Consider the following 16,966-nt stretch of genomic DNA (forward strand, 5'->3'; position numbering starts at 1 on the left):
TCCGGAGCCACAGGTGCTGTACCTCGCCCGGCCGCTGCCGGGACTTCCACTCAAGTAAGCGAGGCCTGACCATGGCGGAAAACATCCTGCGGATGCGCCGCATCACCAAGACCTTCCCAGGCGTGAAGGCACTGCAGGACGTCCACCTGGACGTCGCGCGCGGCGAAGTCCACGCGATCTGCGGGGAGAACGGGGCCGGGAAATCGACCCTCATGAAGGTGCTGTCGGGTGTGTACCCGCACGGCACGTACGACGGCGACATCGAGTTCGAGGGCACGGTCGCGGAGTTCAAGGACATCCGCGACAGCGAGCGTGACGGCATCGTCATCATCCACCAGGAGCTCGCCCTCTCACCCTTCCTGTCCGTCGCTGAGAACATCTTCCTCGGGAACGAGCGCGAGAAGCGCGGGTTCATCAACTGGAACGACACCAACATGGAGGCGGCGAAGCTCCTCCGGCGCGTGGGCCTCGACCTCAACCCGGTGGTGCGGGCAGGCGACATCGGCGTGGGCAAGCAGCAGCTCGTCGAGATCGCCAAGGCGCTGTCGAAGAACGTGAAGCTCCTGATCCTCGACGAGCCCACCGCGGCCCTCAACGACGAGGACTCCGCACACCTCCTGGGGCTCGTGAAGGGGCTCCGCGCAGAGGGCATCACGTGCATCATCATCAGTCACAAGCTCAACGAGATCCGGGAGATCGCGGATTCCGTGACCATCCTGCGGGACGGGCGGACCATCGAGACGCTCAGCCTCCACGACGGCTCCGTCACCGAGGAACGCATCATCAAGGGCATGGTCGGCCGGGACATGGAGAGCCGCTATCCCGAGCGCACCCCGGTGATCGGCGAGGAAGTGCTCCGCGTCGAGGACTGGACCGTGCACCACCCGCAGGAGAACACCCGTGTGATCGTCGACTCGGCGAACCTGGCGGTCCGCGCCGGCGAGGTGGTCGGCATCGCCGGACTCATGGGCGCCGGGCGGACCGAACTCGCCATGAGCATCTTCGGCCGGAGCTACGGCTCCCGCATCACCGGAACCCTCTACAAGAACGGGACGCCTATCACGGCACGGACCGTCGGGGAGGCCATCCGGCACGGCATCGCCTACGCCACGGAGGACCGCAAGCGGTACGGCCTCAACCTGATCGACGACATCAAGCGCAACGTCTCCGGCGCCGCCCTCGGCAAGCTGGCGAAGCGCGGCTGGGTGGACAGCGGACGCGAGGCCGTCGTCGCCGGCGAGTACCGCCGGTCGATGAACATCAAGGCGCCCACCGTCACCGCCATCACCGGCAAGCTCTCCGGCGGCAACCAGCAGAAGGTGGTGCTCTCCAAGTGGATGTTCTCGGACCCCGACGTCCTGATCCTCGACGAACCCACCCGCGGCATCGACGTCGGTGCGAAGTACGAGATCTACACGATCATCAACCGGCTGGCTGCCGAGGGGAAGGCTGTCATCGTCATCTCCTCGGAGCTTCCCGAGCTCCTCGGCATCTGTGACCGCATCTACACCCTCGCCGAAGGCCGCATCACCGCGGAAGTGCCCATCGGGCAGGCGACCCCTGAACTCCTCATGCAGTACATGACCAAGGAAAAGGACTGATTCCATGGCAACCACCGTCAAGGACCCCGTCGTCGCGACGACACCTCCCACCGTCAAGGAGGGGTTCTCCTTCCTGACCAGCAGGCTGCGGCAGATCGGTATCTTCGTCGCACTCCTGGTGATCGTCACCCTGTTCCAGGTGCTGACCGGCGGCGCACTGCTGCAGCCGGACAACGTCTCGAACATCATCGTGCAGAACAGCTACATCCTGCTCCTGGCCATCGGGATGGTCATGATCATCGTGGCCGGGCACATCGACCTGTCGGTCGGATCGGTGGCGGCCTTCGTCGGCGCCATGTCCGGCATCATGGTGCAGGACTGGGGCTTCCCGTGGTGGGTGGCGTTCGTCGCCTCGCTGATCATCGGCGGCCTCGTGGGCGCCTGGCAGGGCTTCTGGGTCGCCTACGTGGGCATCCCGGCCTTCATCGTCACCCTCGCGGGCATGCTGGTGTTCCGCGGCCTCACGCAGATCGTGCTGGGGAACCAGCGCATCACCGGGTTCCCCGAGGAGTACCGCCAGCTGGGCGGCGGCTTCCTGTTCCCGGGACTGTTCCCGCCCGAGACCAACCTCCTCGACTGGACCACCGTGGGACTCGGCGTCATCGCCGTCGCGCTCCTGGTCTTCACGCAGCTCCGTGGCCGCGCCACCCGCGCCCGCCTCAAGCTCGAGGACGAACCCGGTGCATGGTTCTTCACCAAGCTCGCGTTCATCGTGGCGATCATCCTCGGCCTGACCTACCTGCTCGGCAGCTCGCGCAGCGGGACGCCGATCGTGCTCGTGGTCCTCGGCGTGCTGATCGTCGCCTACAGCGCGGTCATGGGCAACAGCGTCTTCGGCCGCCACATCTACGCGGTCGGCGGCAACCTCCAGGCAGCACAGCTGTCCGGTATCAACACCAAGCGCATCGACTTCATGCTCTTCGTCAACATGGGCGTGCTGGCTGCCCTCGCCGGTCTCATCTTCACGGGGCGCCTCAACTCGGCAGGCCCGGGCGCGGGCAACCTGTTCGAGCTCGACGCCATCGCGGCGGCGTTCATCGGCGGAGCGGCCGTGACCGGCGGTGTCGGAACCGTGATCGGAGCCATCACCGGCGGGCTCATCATGGGTGTGCTCAACAACGGCATGTCCCTACTGGGCGTGGGCATCGACGTCCAGCAGTTCATCAAGGGCATGGTGCTCCTGCTGGCCGTCGGGTTCGACGTCTTCAACAAGCGCCGCGCCTCCAACGCCCTGAAGTAGGACCGGAGAACGGGAGAAGCCGGAACGGGAGTGATGTCCTGTTCCGGCTTCTTCCGTCTGCGGGCGGCCTTCCCTACGAGGTGATCTGCCGCTTCGACGAGATGATGCCGGTGTTGAAGCCCGCGAGGTTGAGTCCGCCGTGGAAGCGCGCGTGCTCGATCTTGATGCAGCGGTCCATCACGACGTTCAGGCCGGCCGCCTCGGCGTCGCGTGCGACGTCCTCGTGCCACGAGCCCAGCTGCAGCCACAGGGTCCTGGCCCCGACGTCGAGCGTCTCCTGCAGGACGGACGGCAGGTCGTCGTGCTTGCGGAACACGTCGACGACGTCGGGTACTTCGGGGAGGTCCTTGAGGGACGCGTAGGCCGGCTGTCCGAGGATCTCCTTCGCCACCGGGTTCACGAAGTACAGGCGGTAGGGCGAGGACGACTGCAGGTAGGTCGCGACGAAGTAGGAGGCGCGCGAGGGCTTGTCCGATGCTCCGACGATCGCCACGGAGCGCGCGTTCCTCAGGAGGTTGAGCCGTTCGGGGGCCGACGGCCCTTCCCAGGTCCGTTCCGGTGCGGTGTTGCTCATGCTCCCACTCCTACTGCCCGTGTCGTCGAGGGGTCGTCGTCGTTCCTTCCGGCCGCCTCCTGCGGGAGTTCGTCGAATTCGTCGTCGGGAGCGTCCACCGTGATCTCGAGCGCCTGGTCGAGGTCCCACAGGATGTCGTCGAGGTCCTCCAGTCCCACCGAGATGCGGACGAGGTCCTCGGGGACACCCGCGGCGACGAGCTGCTCGGCGGAGAGCTGCTGGTGCGTCGTCGAGCCCGGGTGGATCACGAGGGTGCGGGAATCGCCCACGTTCGCCAGGTGCGAGGCGAGCTGCAGCGATTCGATGAACTTCTGGCCCGCTTTGCGGCCGCCCTTGATGCCGAAGCTGAACACGGAGCCGGGGCCCTGCGGCAGGTAGGTCCTGGCACGCTCGTGGTGCGGGTGCGTGGGAAGCCCCGCGTAGTTGACGTACTCGACACGGGGGTCGGCCTGCAGCCACTCGGCCACGGCCTGCGCGTTCTCGAGGTGCTCGTCGAGGCGCTGGGCGAGGGTCTCGACGCCCTGCAGGAGCTGGAAGGCCGACATCGGCGACAGCGAGGGCCCGATGTCGCGGAGCTGTTCGGTGCGCAGCTTGGTGAGGAACCCGTACTCGCCGAAGTTCCCCCACCACTGGATGTTCCCGTAGGAGGGGACGGGCTCGGTCATCATGGGGAACTTGCCGTTGCCCCAGTCGAAGCGGCCGCTCTCCACGATCACACCGCCGAGGGTGGTGCCGTGCCCGCCGATGAACTTGGTGGCGGAGTGGATCACGATGTCCGCGCCGTGCTCGATGGGTCGCACCAGGTAGGGCGTGCTGAGGGTGGAGTCGACGATGAACGGCACGCCGGCGTCGTGGGCCACCCTGGCCAGGCCCGCGAGGTCCGCGATCTCGCCCGAGGGGTTCGCGATGACCTCGGCGTAGACGGCCTTGGTGTTCTCGCGGATCGCCGCCGCGTAGTCCGCCGGATCCGTTCCCGGGACGAAGGTGGTCTCGATGCCGAAACGGCGCAGCGTGACGTCCAGCTGGGTGACCGTCCCGCCGTACAGCTGCGAGGCTGCGACGATGTGGTCACCCGCCTGGCAGAGCGCCGCGAAGGTGATGAACTCGGCGCTCATGCCCGACGCCGTCGCCACCGCGCCGATGCCGCCCTCGAGGGACGCGATGCGCTCCTCGAACGCCGCGACCGTCGGGTTGCCGATGCGCGAGTAGATGTTGCCGTACTTCTGGAGTGCGAAGAGGTTGGCGGCGTCGTTCGTGTCCTTGAAGACGAACGACGTCGTCTGGTAGATCGGCACGGCCCGGGCGCCGTGGGTGGCGTCGGGTGTGCCGCCGGCGTGGAGTGCGCGCGTACGGAAACCGAAGGAACGTTCTGCCATCAGACACCTGCCTTGCTGGGGACGGCGAGCGTGCCGTCGGGGTCGAAGTCCACTCCCGCGCTGCGGGCCGCGTCCGCCTCGAGCTCCCGCACGATCGGCAGGATGTCGGTGCCGAAGGCGGCCACTTCCTCCTGGAAGTGCAGGTAGCAGGTGAGGAAGAGGTTCACGCCGATCTTCTTGTACTCCACGATGCGCTCGGCGATCTGCTCCGGCGTCCCGATGAGCTGCGTCTTGAAGCCGTCGTTGTACTGCACGAGGTCCTCGAAGGTGGAGTCGGCCCACATGCCCTTGCCGTCCTTCGTCGAGGGGCCGGCTTCCTGCACGGCGTCGCGGAAACCCTCGACGGCGGGGCGGTGCGCCTTCTCGACGATCTCGCGCAGGGTGTCGCGCGCCTCCTTCTCGGAGTCGCGGGCGATGACGAACCCGTTGAGGCCGTACCGCGGACGCCGCCCGGCCTGCTCGGCGGACGCCTGCACGCCGGCGATGTTCTCCTTGAAGCCCTCGAGGTCCTTGCCGTTGGAGAAGTACCAGTCGGCGACGCGGCCCGCGGTGGCCTGGGCCGCCGTCGAGTTCCCGCCGAAGAAGATCTCGGGGTGGGGGCGCCCGGGGACGTCGACGGGGGCCGGGCTCAGGGTGAAGTCCTTGATGTTGTAGTACTTGCCCGCCTGGCTGTAGCCCTGCTCCGTCCAGAGGCCGCGCAGCACGCGGATGAACTCCTCGGTGCGGACGTAGCGCTCGTCGTGCTCGAGCCACTCCAGGCCGAAGTTGGTGAACTCGTCCTTGAGCCAGCCGGAGACGATGTTGACGGCGGCGCGGCCGTTGGAGATGTGGTCGGCGGTGATGATGTACTTCGCGAGCACGCCGGGGTGCCACATGCCCGGGTGGACCGCGGCGATCACCTTCAGCTTCTCGGTGGCCGCCAGCAGGGCGAGGGAGAACGACGTCGCCTCGTGCTGCTTGTCCGCACCGTAGGACGCGGCGTAACGCGTCTGCGACAGCGCGTACTCGAATCCGGCGTCCTCGGCGATGCGGGCGAGCTTCTTGTTGTAGTCGAAGTCCCAGCTGGTGCGCTGCTCGATGGTCGAGACCACCAGTCCACCACTGACGTTGGGGACCCAGTAGGCGAACTTGAGGGGCGTGGAAAGGTCTGCGACGCTCATGGTTTCCTCCATCGGTCTGGCAGTAGCACCCTAATGTCGCCGCGGGAAGCGGTGGCCAGGGTTGCTGCGGCGTCAGTGAGCCAGATCTCTCAGCCGCTCGGGATGGTCACGTCGAGTGTGACACCGGAGGGCTGCAGAACCAAACAATGTGTCGTCCGATGGCAGCGGTGGGTCATCGGGCGGGAGCCCGGGTGCCTAGGGTGGAGGAATGGATAGCTGGAGGTCGGCGGGCCGCACGCAGGAACGCACGCTCTGGAACACGCTCTTCTGGGTCGGCGTGGTCCTGACCGTCACCGTGGCGAGCAGCATCCTGCTGGTCGCGGGGAGCGCGGGAACAGCGGCTTCTGCCTGGTTCTACCTGCAGCAGTGCGTCCTGCTCGTCCTCAGCGCGGGTGGCACGGTCCTCGCGTTCCGCCGCTGGCGGTCCTTCCGTGCGGGCGCGTAGGGTACGCTCCGTTATACAAATGTGACAAACCCGGTGAGCGCTGGGTATCGTCGTCGCGTGCCTCCGTCCATAGGAGGCCCTCCCGGATGGATTGCCGAGCCCTGCCGCCGAACGGGATACGTACATCACCGAGGCGGGGACGGGGGAACCACAGTTCCACGGGACGCGCAGCACACCTGCTGCCTCCCTGGGGTTAAGTCGCTGCAGCTCCCACCCCGAGTACGCACGGCCGGGTGACTCCCATCCGAACCCGACAGCTCACCCCGCAGGCATGGGAGAGGTATACATCCATGTCACGAAAGACTTCCCCGGCGCGCCACCGCGCCGGCAACCCCGCACTGCAGGGCCTGTCCCGCGCCGTGAAGGCCTCCGCCACCGCGGTCGGCCGTCCGATCGCGGTCGCCGCGGTCACCTCGGGCCTCGCACTCGGTGCGGTCGGCACCGCCCACGCCGGTGAGTACACCGACGCGGGCGCGACGACGGTTCCCGCTGCCGCCGCTGCCACCGCAGCACCCGCGGCGCAGGCTGCTGCACCCGCGGCGCCGGCCGCTGCACCCGCCGCGACGACCCACACGGTCGTCGCCGGCGACACCCTCAGCGCCATCTCCGCCGCCTACGGCGTGGACCTGAACGCTGTCCTCGCAGCCAACGGGCTGTCCCTGGCATCGGTGATCTTCCCCGGCGACGCCATCACCATCCCCACCGGCGATGTCGCCCCTGCACCGGCTGCGGTGGCCGCAGCACCGGCAGCCCCGGTCCAGCAGGCCGCAGCCGTCGCTCCGGTTCAGCAGGCCGCAGCCGTCGCTCCGGTCCAGCAGGCCGCAGCACCGGCAGCCCCAGTCCAGCAGGCCACAGCGGTCGCTCCGGTTGAGCAGGCCGCCGCTGCCCCCGCCTCGAGCGTGTACCTCGCCTCGGCGGACATCACCCCGATCGCGTCCTCCAGCAGCGTCGCCGGTACCCTCGTGGCGTCGGCGCAGGCGCAGCTCGCAGCCGGCGCGATCCAGGACTGCACCGTCCTGGTGGAGACCGCGCTGCGTGCCGCCGGCATCCCCGTCGGCGACCTCGGCCCCTCGCAGTTCTTCCAGTTCGGCGCCACCGTGGCGACCCCGGCCCCCGGCGACATCGTCATCACGGCCGGGCACGTGGCGATCTACGTCGGTGGTGGCCAGGTCATCAGCAGCGGCATGAACGGCTCGAACCTCACCATGCAGCACCCTCTCTCGGACCTCCCGGGAGCATCCTTCGTTCGGGTAGCGGGCTAGTACCGGAACGGACCCCACACGGGAAGCGGCAGGTGCTTGGACGGGGCGCCTGCCGCTTCCTCCTTTTAACGCGGGTCGGTTCCGACGGCGGGTCAGTGCCTGCCGACCAGGACGTCCTGGATGCCGGGGATGCAGCCCTCGTTCTGCAGCGAGGTGGTGTCCCCGAGCGGGGTGCCCTCGTAGAGCTGCGTGAGCAGGCGCCGCATGATCTTCCCCGACCTCGTCTTCGGCACATCGGGAACGACGACGACGGCCGAGGGCCGCGCGATCGGCCCGATGGCCTCCGCGACATGGGCCCGGAGCGTGGCGGACACATCCGAGTCCGGATCCGCGCCCGGCGCCAGCACCACGAACGCAGCGATGGCGTGGCCCGTCAGGGGGTCGGGAACCGGGCAGGCGCCGGCTTCGGTCACGAGCGGGTGCGCCACGAGGGCCGACTCGATCTCGATCGTGGAGAGGCGGTGGCCGGAGACGTTGATGACGTCGTCGACGCGCCCCAGGATCCAGGTGTCGCCGTCGTCGTCGTACCGTGCTCCGTCGCCGGCCAGGAACCAGCCCTGCGCGGCGAACTTCCGCCAGTAGGAGTCGAGGTAGCGCTGCGGGTTGCCCCAGACGGTGCGTGCCATGGCCGGGCCGTGGCGGTCCACGACGATGAGGCCCTGCACGCCGGGCGGTACCTGCCGGCCCTCCTCGTCCACGATGCGGGTGCTGACCCCCGGAAGGGCGCGGGCGGCGCAGCCGGGCTTGAAGTCGGTGTCCGTGGGGCTCGGCGAGAGGACCGTGGCGCCCGTCTCGGACTGCCACCAGGTGTCGACGACGGGGACCTCGTCGCGGCCGAGGTTCTTCCGGAACCAGCGCCATGCCTCGGGGTTCACCGCCTCGCCGACCGTCCCCAGCACGCGGATGCTGGAGAGGTCGTAGGAGGACGGGACGCCGTCGGGGAACCAGCCCATCAGTGACCGGACCAGCGTGGGCGCCGTGTAGTAGCTGGTGACGCCGTAGCGTTCGATGATCTCGAAGTGGCGGCCGGGATGAGGCGTGTTCGGGGTGCCCTCGAAGATCACCTGCGTGGCGCCGTTGGACAGCGGACCGTACAGCTCGTACGTGTGCGCCGTGACCCATGCCAGGTCGGCGGTGCACCAGTGGACGTCGCGGTCCCGCAGGGACGGATCGGAATTGCTGAAGAGGTGCTCGAAGCTCCACGACGCCTGGGTGAGGTAGCCCCCCGAGGTGTGCACGAGCCCCTTCGGCTTCCCCGTCGTACCGGAGGTGTACATGATGAACAACGGTGTCTCGGCGTCGAACGCCTCCGGCTCGTGGTGCGCGGGAGCGGCACCGACGACGTCGTGCCACCACACGTCGCGTCCCTCGGTCCAGGCGACGTCCGAGCCGGTACGGCGCACCACGAGGACGTGCTCGATGCTGTTGGTACCCGCGACCGCGGCGTCGGCATTGGCCTTCACCGGGACGGCGGCGCCCCGTCGGAACTGGCCGTCCGTGGTGACGAGCAGCTTGGCCCCGGTGTCCTCCACCCGGAAGCGGAGGGCCTCGGCAGAGAAACCCCCGAACACGAGGGAGTGCACTGCTCCGATGCGCGCGCAGGCGAGGGTGATCACGACCGTCTCGACGAGGACGGGGAGGTAGATGACCACGCGGTCGCCCTTGCCGATGCCGAGGGCGAGCAGGGCGTTGGCCGCGCGCGACACCTCCTCCTGGAGCTGCGCATAGGTGACCGTGCGGCGGTCCCCGGGTTCGCCCTCGAAGTGGAGCGCGACCCGGTCGCCGCGGCCGGCCCGCACATGCCGGTCGACGCAGTTCGCGGCGACGTTGAGGGTGCCCCCGGCGAACCACTCGATGACGGGGACGCTGAGCGATCCGTCCTCCTGCGGGAGGGCCCGGTCGAAGGTGTGGAGGGTGTGCCACGGGGTGTCCCACTCGAGCCGGCCCGCCTGCTCGGCCCAGAAGGCGAGCCGGTCGGCTTCCACTGCAGCGGCCCCTTCCGGCGTCGTCGTACCTACGCCCATCGCCGCACCGCCCAGCGTTCGGCAAGACCCAGCAGGGCGTCCGTGGTCTTGCCGATGACGGCCAGCAGGATGATCGCGAGGATGATCCGGTCCACGCGGCCGTTCTGCTGGGAGTCCGTCAGCAGGAAGCCGAGGCCCATCGAGGAGGCGATGAGCTCCGCCGCCACGAGGAACAGCCAGGACTGCGCGAGGGCGAGCCTCAGGCCCGAGAACAGTGCGGGGACGACGGCGGGAAGCTGCACGGTGGTCAGGAGGCGGACGCCGTTGAGCCCGAAGGCGCGCGCCGCCTCGACGAGGTTGCGGTCCACGTGGCGCAGCCCGAGGTAGAGCGTGGTGAACACGGGGAAGAACGCACCGATGGTGATCAGCGTGACCTTGGAGTCCTCGTTGATGCCGATCCAGAGGACCAGCAGCGGGACCCAGGCCAGGGACGGAACCGCGCGGAGGGCTCCGACCGTGGGTGTCAGGAGGATGTCGGCGATGCGGGAGAGGCCCAGCAGGGCGCCGGCCAGCACCCCGAGCAGGGAGCCGATGAGGAAGCCGAGCAGCACGCGCTGGGTGGAGATCAGGATGTGGTTGGCGAGCTGGCCGCGCTGCACCAGGTCGACGGCGGCCGCGAGGACCGATGCCGGGGAGGGCAGCTGCGACGGCCGGAAGTAGCCCGAGGCGGTGCTGAGGTGCCAGGCGAGCAGGATGAGCGCCGGGACGATGAGCCCGAGCAGGACGACGCCGGCGCGGCGTCCGCCCGCTAGGCGTGTGCGTCCCCCGTTGCCCTTGTTCGAAGGCCCGGTCACTGGGGAGCCGGTGGCCTCCAGGCCCGCCGTGCTGAGGGGTGTTGCGCTGCTGCCCGTCAGGTATTCCGCACTCATGAGTCGGAACCGATGGCGGCCGGGTCCGCCTTCTCGACGAGCGAGGCATCCAGGAGAGAGCCGAGGGCGTCGTCGATCTGGTCCTGGCTCTGCACGTCACCGGTCTCCACGAAGACGGGGCCGATCTTCTCGAGGACGCTGCGCTGGGCATCGCCGGGGGCGGGATCGACGTCGAGGTTGGTGCGGTCGAGGATCACCGAGTTCGCCACGGCCTGATCGATGCCGGCGACCTCCGCGAGGATCGACGCCGTCTCCTCGGGGTTCTCCTTTGCCCACTCCCGGGCCTTCTCGTAGGCGTTCACCACGGTCTGCGCGACGTCGGGCTTCTCCGAGAGGAAGTCCTCCGTCGCATTGAGGAAGCCGTAGGTGTTGTAGTCGATGTCCCGGAAGAACAGCTGCGCGCCGTCCTGCTCCGCGGCGGCCATGATCGGATCCAGCCCGGACCATGCATCCACGGCGCCGCTCGCCAGCGCGGCGCGCCCGTCGGCGTGCTGCAGGTTCTCGATGGTGACGTCGGACTGCTCCACGCCCGCGGCCTCGAGTGCCTGCAGCAGGAAGAAGTACGGGTCGGTGCCGCGGGTGGCGGCGACGGACTTGCCGCGCAGGTCCTCGACGCTGGTGATGCCGGAGTCCGGCAGCGTCACGAGGGCTGCCCACTCGGGCTGCGAGAAGATGTCGATGGCCTTGATGGGGGAGCCGTTCGAGCGCGCGAGCAGCGCGGCGGAACCGGCCGTGGAACCGACGTCGATCGCTCCGGCACGCAGGGCCTCATTGGCCTTGTTGGAGCCGGCGGACTGTACCCAGTTGACGGTGATGTCCTGGTCCGCGAGCTCGTCCTCGAGCCAGCCCTGCTTCTTGATGATGAGGCTGAGGGGGTTGTAGGTGGCGAAGTCGATGTTGAGGGTTCCGCCCTGCGTGGTATCCCCGGCCGCGGCCTGGGTGTCGGAGGCGTTCTCGCCGGCCAGGCAGCCAGTGAGGCTGAGCGAGAGGGCCGTGGCGAGTGCGAGGGTGGGCAGGAAGGCGCGGCGGTTCATGGTGGTCCTTTGAGTGGGTGGTGCGAAAGGGCAGGAAGGCGCCGCGGTCCGGCAGCGCCGGGGGCGGAAGCCGGGCTAGTGTCCGGTGACGCCGAGCAGGGAGAGCAGGGAGCTGCGGAGCACCCCGAGGTCGGCGGAGTTGCGGTCCCGCGGGCGTGCGCCGGGCACGGCCACGAGTTCCGCGATGGTGGAACCGGGCTGGTCGGTGTCGCCGGGCCCGAGGACGAGGATCCGGTCGGCGAGCTGGAGGGCCTCGTCGACGTCGTGCGTGACGAGCAGCACCGTGGTGGGCTGCGCGCGGTGGATGTCCAGCAGGAGGTCCTGCATCTTGATGCGCGTCAGGGCGTCGAGGGCTCCGAAGGGCTCGTCGAGCAGCAGCACTCCGGGGTTGCGGGCGAGGGCGCGGGCCAGCGATGTGCGCTGGGCCATGCCCCCGGAGACCTCGCGCGGCCTGTGCTTCGCGAAGGTGTCGAGGCCTACGAGCTTCAGCAGCTCGTGGACCTTGGCCTTGCCGGCGCTGGCGCTGGAAGACTTGGGCAAGCCGATCGCGACGTTCGCCTGCAGGGTGTGCCAGGGCAGCAGCCGGGGTTCCTGGAACGCGACGGCGCACCGCTCGTCGATGCCGGTCACGGGCGTTCCATCGATCAGGACCTCCCCGCTGTCGGGGATGTCGAGGCCGGCGGCGGCCCGCAGGAGGGTGGACTTGCCGCATCCACTGGTGCCGAGGATGGCGAGGATCTCGCCCGGCTTCACCTCCACGGTGACGTCCCTGAGGACGACCCTCCGGTCGCCGGACGAGCCGAAACTGCGCCCCAGGCCGGAGAATCGAACCCCGAGGGCCTGCTTGTGATAGGGCTTGGTGCTGCCCGGTGCCAGAACTGCGGTCATGGTGTCTCCATCGGTCCTGGCGGTAGCACCCTACGGGACGAGCCTTCGCCACCGTTCGCGGTGGTGCCCGTGGCTCGGGCCTCGATATTGCCCGGCATCAGGGGGATGCGGACAACCAGGGTTGCTGCGGCTTCATCGATCCAGGTCTCTCGGCCGCTCGGGATGGTCCCTCCTATGAAACGCCCGCAGGAGGGGAGGAGCAAAATAGGGCGTGTAACAAAGGCTGTAACAAATCCGAAGTCGAAGGAGGCCCCGTGGTCCACCAGAACGATCCGCAGGTGATCCGGAGGCTCCTGACGGAGCACGGCCGCTGGGCGGTGGTGGGTCTGTCCAACAACCCGCGCCGCGTCGCCGTCGGTGTCTCACGCTTCCTGATGGACGGGCTCGGGATGGAGATCATCCCGGTAAGCCTCAAGGGTGACGACGTCCACGGGCAGAAGGGCTACACGCGGCTCGCGGACGTCCCGGGAACCATCGACGTCGTCGACTGCTTCGTCAACTCGTCCCGCGTGGGCGCCGTGGTGGACCAGGCGATCGCCGTCGGCGCGAGGGCGGTGTGGCTGCAGCTCGGCGTCATCGACGAGGACGCTGCCCGGCGTGCGGCCGAGGCCGGGCTCGACGTCGTCATGGACACGTGCCCCGCGATGGAGGCACCGGCACTCGGCCTCTAGCTACATGCGCTGGTACTTCGACCTCACCATCATGAAGACGCCGTAGGCCATGAGGCCCACGGCCACGGCACCGAGGAGCCAGGGACCGAACGGCTGGTCGCGCACCGTCTTGAGGGCGCCGTCGAGCCCTGTCGACTTCCCGGGGTCGTTCGTCACCGTGGCGACGATGACGAGGATCCCGAGGACTCCGAGGGCGAACCCCTTCGCGATGTATCCTGCGGTGCCGAGTCCGACGACGGCCCTGCCGGCACTGCCGGCGGGGAGGCCCGAGAGCTTCCTGAGGAACCGCTGGGTGAATCCGCTGTAGACGTAGTAGCCGGCGACTGCGAGGATGCCGACGCCGACCGCGAGGACGAGGGCCGTGCCCGCGGGGTTCGACATCAGTGACGCGGTCAGCGACTCCGTGCTGCTGCTGCTGTTGCTCGACCCGCCGAGCGCATACCTGCCGAAGGTCACGCCGATCGCCGCATAGACGACGGCCTGACCCCCGCTCTTGAGCCGGAACTTGAGCTTGTCCCTGTCGCTTCCACCCCTGGCGCCGAGAAACACCTCGCTGAGCTGGAACAGGGCGAGGGCGATGCACCCGATGAAGCAGAACCACAGGAGGAACGTCCCGCCCGGACTGGCCGCCACCTGCCCGATGGCACCGCTCTGGTCCGCGCTCCCCGAGCGGCCGGATGCCAGCCCGAAGGCGATCAGGCCGATCAGGAAGTGGAGGATGCCTGCCGCCACGTAGCCGGCGCGGGCCGCGAGTTCGAAGCCCTTCGAGTTGACGACCTCCTCGGCGGTGTCGGATGCCCTGCCCGCGGCATCCTTTCCGGCATTTCTTCCGGCCGACATGTGGCCCAGCTTCTTCGATGACCTGTTGGACGCCGTCTTCGGTGCCATGGTGATCCCGCCTCCTTGCCGGATCGGCGGACGCGTGCGCCGCAGGTGCGGGCCCGGTCCGATGTGGTCACCATCCTGCCACTGCTCCGGCCGCCCCGGTATGTTTCCCGTCCACTAGGTTGGGACGGAGGTTCTGGGGCAGCACGCCGCTGTCGGAAGGCTGGCGCACATCGGAAGGGGAACAGCATGGAGCAGTTCACGTACGAGGAGCAGGGTGCTACGGACAGGCCCTTCCCCGAGCCGTTCGAGGGCGGCTGGCCCGCCGGCTACACCGTGATGGTCGAGTCCCAGGAGATCCCGACCGATGATCCGTCCGGCGCGTTCGCCGCACTCACCGAGGGGATCCTCGGGTGGGAACTGCATCGTCGTGCCGGCCTCAGCATGGAGCCGGATGCAGAACGGGCGGCGCCCGGCGTCCGTGTCGTCTCCGGGTTCGGCGTGGGTCCGGCCCGGGTCAAGGCGCCCTGCAGGGTCATCTGGGCGAGGGAGGCCCGGCTCGACGGCGCGGGCAGGGCCGTCCCGGGACAGCGCGGCGGATTCGGTTACGGAACGCTGCCCGGGCATCCCGTGCGGGGCGAGGAGGGCTTCTATGCGGAACTGACCGCGGACAACCGCCTGCTGTTCATCTGCTCGGCCTACAGCATGCCCGCAACCCTCCTGTTCCGGCTCGCGGCGCCCGTGACCCGGCTGACCCAGCGGTACGTCCTGTCGCGCTACGGCAAGGCAGCACGGGAGCTGGCGGCGGGCGACTGACCGTTCTCTCCCGGGCACTGGCATGCGCTGATACCGAACCGTTATCCATCGGGACCACCGACTCATTGCTTCAGACACCGAACCGTCCTAGGTTGAGAAATACAGTGATCGCCCAGGGAAGACCCAGCAACGTCGGGACCAACGCCCTGGACCAGCGATCGGCGGATTCCGGATTCTTGTCGAGCGGCGCCCCTACGGGCGCCGCTCGCATGTGGCGCCGCAGGCTGCGCCGTCGGGAACGGCCCGGGGGAAACTACGTGTCAGGAGACGCGCACACATGTTCGTTACCAAGAAGTGGATCGCTGCAGGATCGACCGCCACCCTTCTCGCCGGAGGACTGTTCCTCGGGGCTCCGATGGCTTCAGCCGCACCGGGTGACGCAGCCTGCCTGCAGGCGTCCGTGACGTTCAACGCAGCGCTCGGCGCCGCCGGGATCGACGTCGCCTTCGTCAGCCAGCTCGAGCTCGCGACGGCGGCCGTCGTCGCCGCTGCCGAGAATTACGAGGCCGTCAGCGAGGCCGCAGTGGCCTCCCCGGCTGCGGTGGAGGCGGAGGCGGTCCTGGCGCAGGCGGACGAGGACTACCAGGTTGCCCTCGAGCTGGCAGCAACCGAGCAGGGCGAGTACGACGCCGCCCTTCTGGCAGCCGGAGGGGACGTGACCGCCGAGGCCGTCGTCGCGGCGCAGGGCGAGCTCACCGTCGCACTCGCCGCACAGGCAGCGGCGCTCAACACCGCCGATGCCGCCGCCGCCGCCTATCAGGTGGCTGTCTACACCCCGGAGGTACAGGCTGCGGAGGACGCCCTCGCTGACGCATCGGCCACCGCCGACGCGCTCGTCGCCCAGCTGAGCGGGGATGAAGCAGCCGCAGCAGAGCTCATCGCCCTGTTCAAGGCATTCCTTGCCGCCTGCGACGCCAGTGCCATCGGCGTCGAGCCCGTCACGCCCGTCGTGGTTCCTGTTCCGGTAGCGCCGGTCGCCCCGGTTGCGCCCGTAGCCCCCGTTGTGCCCGTGACGGTAGCCCCTGTGCCGGTGGCACCCGTGACGGTCGCACCCGTCACGGGAACCGGCAGCGGTGTCGCCGCTCCCACCGGCACCAACCAGGGCCTGAACGTGCAGACCGCCGTCGCCACCGAGGACGACAGCCCGGCCGTCGCACTCCTCGCCGCACTGCTGGCAGTCGGTGTCGCTGTGCCCGTGGCCACCGCTGCCCGCATGCGCCGCCTCGCGCGCGCACAGCGCTAGCACAGGCCGTCCCGGCCCGGCGATCTGGTCCAGAACCACTCGCCGGGCCGGGACGGTGCACCATCCCTCACCACCCAGGACAGCGCACCGCATGGAACAGCACGGAGTCGACGAACCGGCCGGTCAGCAGCTCGGCGCCCCAGCGCACACCGGGGCCCCCAAGCGGTCCCGGAAGCCCTGGATAGCCCTCCCGCTCGTCGCGGCAGTCGGCCTCGCGATCGGCGTATCGGTCCTGCCGCCGGACTCCGCCGGAGCACCATCGACCGCGCCGTCGAGCACTCTCTCCGCCGTCGCGACGCCTTCGGCGGCCCCTCCAGCAGCCTCCGCGGCGCCCGCAGCACCCGCAGTGGACCCTGGGCCCGCCGCATCCCAGCCCATCGCGCTGTCCTTCGCCGCCGCGGGTATCGACGTGGCCGTACTCCCGCTGACCCCCAGCGACGCGGACCTGGCAGCCCAGTCGCTGGTGCCGCCGCTCACCCTCGACGCCTACTGGCTCACCTCGTACGGGGTTCCCGGCGCAGGCTCGAACAACACCACCTACATCGCCGGGCACAGCTGGGACGGCCAGGACGCGCCCTTCAACCGGCTGAGCAACGAAGCGCTCGTGGGAAGCGAGTTCACGCTCACCACACAGACGGGCGACATCACCTACGTCGTCGATTCGGTCCTCACACACGACAAGGACACCCTGAAGGACAGCGATATCTGGAACATCGTCCCGAACCGCGTGGTCCTCATCAGCTGCTACACCGAGGACCCCTGGGGCAAGAATGTCGTCGTCACGGCGATGCCCAAGACTGCGTGAACCGGTGATCCGGCCCGCACCGTGACTTCCGGCTCCTGACGCATGGCAGCCGGGCAACAGCGTCGTGGTCGGGCCGTAAACCCGGGGCTGCGGCTCCGGTGCGGTGGGGCGCCGCCACGGGTTTCGGCGCCCG

Annotated in this window: 16 protein-coding genes and 2 riboswitches; of the genes, 8 read left to right on the forward strand and 8 right to left on the reverse strand. The window is 69.1% G+C overall.

What is annotated here, in order from left to right:
- The first annotated feature begins 71 nt into the window (after positions 1-71).
- Both mmsA and mmsB read left to right on the forward strand, forming a co-directional pair.
- Positions 72-1,601, forward strand: a complete 1,530-nt coding sequence (mmsA, locus tag ACX80J_RS07740; RefSeq protein WP_459347355.1) for a multiple monosaccharide ABC transporter ATP-binding protein — start codon at positions 72-74, stop codon at positions 1,599-1,601.
- Positions 1,602-1,605: 4 nt separating this feature from the next.
- Positions 1,606-2,841, forward strand: a complete 1,236-nt coding sequence (gene mmsB, locus ACX80J_RS07745; RefSeq protein WP_459345857.1) for a multiple monosaccharide ABC transporter permease — start codon at positions 1,606-1,608, stop codon at positions 2,839-2,841.
- A 73-nt stretch (positions 2,842-2,914) separates the two neighbouring features.
- On the opposite strand, the gene ACX80J_RS07750 is transcribed toward mmsB, so the two are convergent.
- The 3 genes from ACX80J_RS07750 to sfnG all read right to left on the reverse strand — a co-directional run bounded on the left by ACX80J_RS07750 (position 2,915) and on the right by sfnG (position 5,963).
- Positions 2,915-3,415: a CoA-binding protein gene (locus ACX80J_RS07750; RefSeq protein WP_459345858.1), complete on the reverse strand. Its 501-nt coding sequence runs from the start codon at positions 3,413-3,415 to the stop codon at positions 2,915-2,917.
- On the reverse strand, positions 3,412-4,791 hold the full coding sequence (locus ACX80J_RS07755) for an O-acetylhomoserine aminocarboxypropyltransferase/cysteine synthase family protein (protein WP_459347356.1): 1,380 nt from the start codon (positions 4,789-4,791) through the stop codon (positions 3,412-3,414). Before ACX80J_RS07755 ends, ACX80J_RS07750 begins: the two co-directional genes overlap by 4 nt.
- Positions 4,791-5,963 carry a dimethylsulfone monooxygenase SfnG gene (gene sfnG / locus ACX80J_RS07760; protein WP_459347357.1) on the reverse strand — a complete coding sequence of 391 codons (1,173 nt, stop codon included), beginning with the start codon at positions 5,961-5,963 and terminating at the stop codon, positions 4,791-4,793. Before sfnG ends, ACX80J_RS07755 begins: the two co-directional genes overlap by 1 nt.
- Positions 5,957-6,060: riboswitch (SAM riboswitch) on the reverse strand. Its footprint overlaps the gene before it by 7 nt.
- A gap of 99 nt (positions 6,061-6,159) precedes the next feature.
- On the opposite strand from sfnG, the gene ACX80J_RS07765 reads away from it, so the two are divergent.
- Together ACX80J_RS07765 and ACX80J_RS07770 are read left to right on the forward strand one after the other, a co-directional pair.
- Positions 6,160-6,396, forward strand: a complete 237-nt coding sequence (locus tag ACX80J_RS07765; protein ID WP_459347358.1) for a hypothetical protein — start codon at positions 6,160-6,162, stop codon at positions 6,394-6,396.
- Positions 6,397-6,512: 116 nt separating this feature from the next.
- A riboswitch (cyclic di-AMP (ydaO/yuaA leader) is annotated at positions 6,513-6,681 on the forward strand.
- 5 nt (positions 6,682-6,686) lie between these two features.
- Entirely contained in the window at positions 6,687-7,658 is a 972-nt protein-coding gene (locus tag ACX80J_RS07770; RefSeq protein ID WP_459347359.1) for a C40 family peptidase, read from the forward strand.
- A 92-nt stretch (positions 7,659-7,750) separates the two neighbouring features.
- Here the strand turns inward: ACX80J_RS07770 and acs are convergent, their stop codons facing one another.
- The 4 genes from acs to ACX80J_RS07790 all read right to left on the reverse strand — a co-directional run bounded on the left by acs (position 7,751) and on the right by ACX80J_RS07790 (position 12,473).
- Positions 7,751-9,682, reverse strand: coding sequence for an acetate--CoA ligase (gene acs, locus ACX80J_RS07775; protein WP_459347360.1), 1,932 nt, complete (start codon positions 9,680-9,682; stop codon positions 7,751-7,753).
- A complete protein-coding gene (locus tag ACX80J_RS07780; protein WP_459347361.1) occupies positions 9,673-10,551 on the reverse strand; it encodes an ABC transporter permease in 879 nt (292 codons plus the stop codon). Before ACX80J_RS07780 ends, acs begins: the two co-directional genes overlap by 10 nt.
- Positions 10,548-11,585: an aliphatic sulfonate ABC transporter substrate-binding protein gene (locus ACX80J_RS07785; RefSeq protein ID WP_459345865.1), complete on the reverse strand. Its 1,038-nt coding sequence runs from the start codon at positions 11,583-11,585 to the stop codon at positions 10,548-10,550. The genes ACX80J_RS07780 and ACX80J_RS07785 overlap by 4 nt, the downstream gene beginning before the upstream one ends.
- A 75-nt stretch (positions 11,586-11,660) precedes the next feature.
- Entirely contained in the window at positions 11,661-12,473 is an 813-nt protein-coding gene (locus ACX80J_RS07790; RefSeq protein WP_459347362.1) for an ABC transporter ATP-binding protein, read from the reverse strand.
- A 254-nt stretch (positions 12,474-12,727) separates the two neighbouring features.
- Between ACX80J_RS07790 and ACX80J_RS07795 the strand changes: the two genes are divergently transcribed.
- Positions 12,728-13,144 (forward strand): CoA-binding protein, encoded by a 417-nt coding sequence (locus tag ACX80J_RS07795; RefSeq protein ID WP_459347363.1) that lies wholly within the window; start codon positions 12,728-12,730, stop codon positions 13,142-13,144.
- On the opposite strand, the gene ACX80J_RS07800 is transcribed toward ACX80J_RS07795, so the two are convergent.
- Positions 13,145-14,032: a DUF1206 domain-containing protein gene (locus ACX80J_RS07800; protein WP_459345868.1), complete on the reverse strand. Its 888-nt coding sequence runs from the start codon at positions 14,030-14,032 to the stop codon at positions 13,145-13,147.
- 186 nt (positions 14,033-14,218) lie between these two features.
- On the opposite strand from ACX80J_RS07800, the gene ACX80J_RS07805 reads away from it, so the two are divergent.
- The 3 genes from ACX80J_RS07805 (at position 14,219) to ACX80J_RS07815 (ending at position 16,833) form a co-directional block, all read left to right on the forward strand.
- Positions 14,219-14,785 carry a DUF1990 family protein gene (locus ACX80J_RS07805; RefSeq protein ID WP_459345869.1) on the forward strand — a complete coding sequence of 189 codons (567 nt, stop codon included), beginning with the start codon at positions 14,219-14,221 and terminating at the stop codon, positions 14,783-14,785.
- Positions 14,786-15,062: 277 nt separating this feature from the next.
- Complete coding sequence (locus ACX80J_RS07810) at positions 15,063-16,028, forward strand: hypothetical protein (protein ID WP_459345870.1); 966 nt, start codon at positions 15,063-15,065, stop codon at positions 16,026-16,028.
- A 91-nt stretch (positions 16,029-16,119) separates the two neighbouring features.
- Positions 16,120-16,833, forward strand: coding sequence for a class F sortase (locus ACX80J_RS07815; protein ID WP_459345871.1), 714 nt, complete (start codon positions 16,120-16,122; stop codon positions 16,831-16,833).
- Positions 16,834-16,966 lie beyond the last annotated feature (133 nt).

The organism is Arthrobacter rhamnosi, from assembly GCF_054510975.1.

Excerpts from the sequence above, each read along its gene's own strand:
- mmsA (WP_459347355.1), top strand. The coding sequence starts at position 72 with ATGGCGGAAAACATCCTGCGGATGCGCCGCATCACCAAGACCTTCCCA.
- mmsB (WP_459345857.1), top strand. The coding sequence starts at position 1,606 with ATGGCAACCACCGTCAAGGACCCCGTCGTCGCGACGACACCTCCCACC.
- ACX80J_RS07750 (WP_459345858.1), bottom strand. The coding sequence starts at position 3,415 with ATGAGCAACACCGCACCGGAACGGACCTGGGAAGGGCCGTCGGCCCCC.
- ACX80J_RS07755 (WP_459347356.1), bottom strand. The coding sequence starts at position 4,791 with ATGGCAGAACGTTCCTTCGGTTTCCGTACGCGCGCACTCCACGCCGGC.
- sfnG (WP_459347357.1), bottom strand. The coding sequence starts at position 5,963 with ATGGAGGAAACCATGAGCGTCGCAGACCTTTCCACGCCCCTCAAGTTC.
- ACX80J_RS07765 (WP_459347358.1), top strand. The coding sequence starts at position 6,160 with ATGGATAGCTGGAGGTCGGCGGGCCGCACGCAGGAACGCACGCTCTGG.
- ACX80J_RS07770 (WP_459347359.1), top strand. The coding sequence starts at position 6,687 with ATGTCACGAAAGACTTCCCCGGCGCGCCACCGCGCCGGCAACCCCGCA.
- acs (WP_459347360.1), bottom strand. The coding sequence starts at position 9,682 with ATGGGCGTAGGTACGACGACGCCGGAAGGGGCCGCTGCAGTGGAAGCC.
- ACX80J_RS07780 (WP_459347361.1), bottom strand. The coding sequence starts at position 10,551 with ATGAGTGCGGAATACCTGACGGGCAGCAGCGCAACACCCCTCAGCACG.
- ACX80J_RS07785 (WP_459345865.1), bottom strand. The coding sequence starts at position 11,585 with ATGAACCGCCGCGCCTTCCTGCCCACCCTCGCACTCGCCACGGCCCTC.
- ACX80J_RS07790 (WP_459347362.1), bottom strand. The coding sequence starts at position 12,473 with ATGACCGCAGTTCTGGCACCGGGCAGCACCAAGCCCTATCACAAGCAG.
- ACX80J_RS07800 (WP_459345868.1), bottom strand. The coding sequence starts at position 14,032 with ATGGCACCGAAGACGGCGTCCAACAGGTCATCGAAGAAGCTGGGCCAC.
- ACX80J_RS07805 (WP_459345869.1), top strand. The coding sequence starts at position 14,219 with ATGGAGCAGTTCACGTACGAGGAGCAGGGTGCTACGGACAGGCCCTTC.
- ACX80J_RS07810 (WP_459345870.1), top strand. The coding sequence starts at position 15,063 with ATGTTCGTTACCAAGAAGTGGATCGCTGCAGGATCGACCGCCACCCTT.
- ACX80J_RS07815 (WP_459345871.1), top strand. The coding sequence starts at position 16,120 with ATGGAACAGCACGGAGTCGACGAACCGGCCGGTCAGCAGCTCGGCGCC.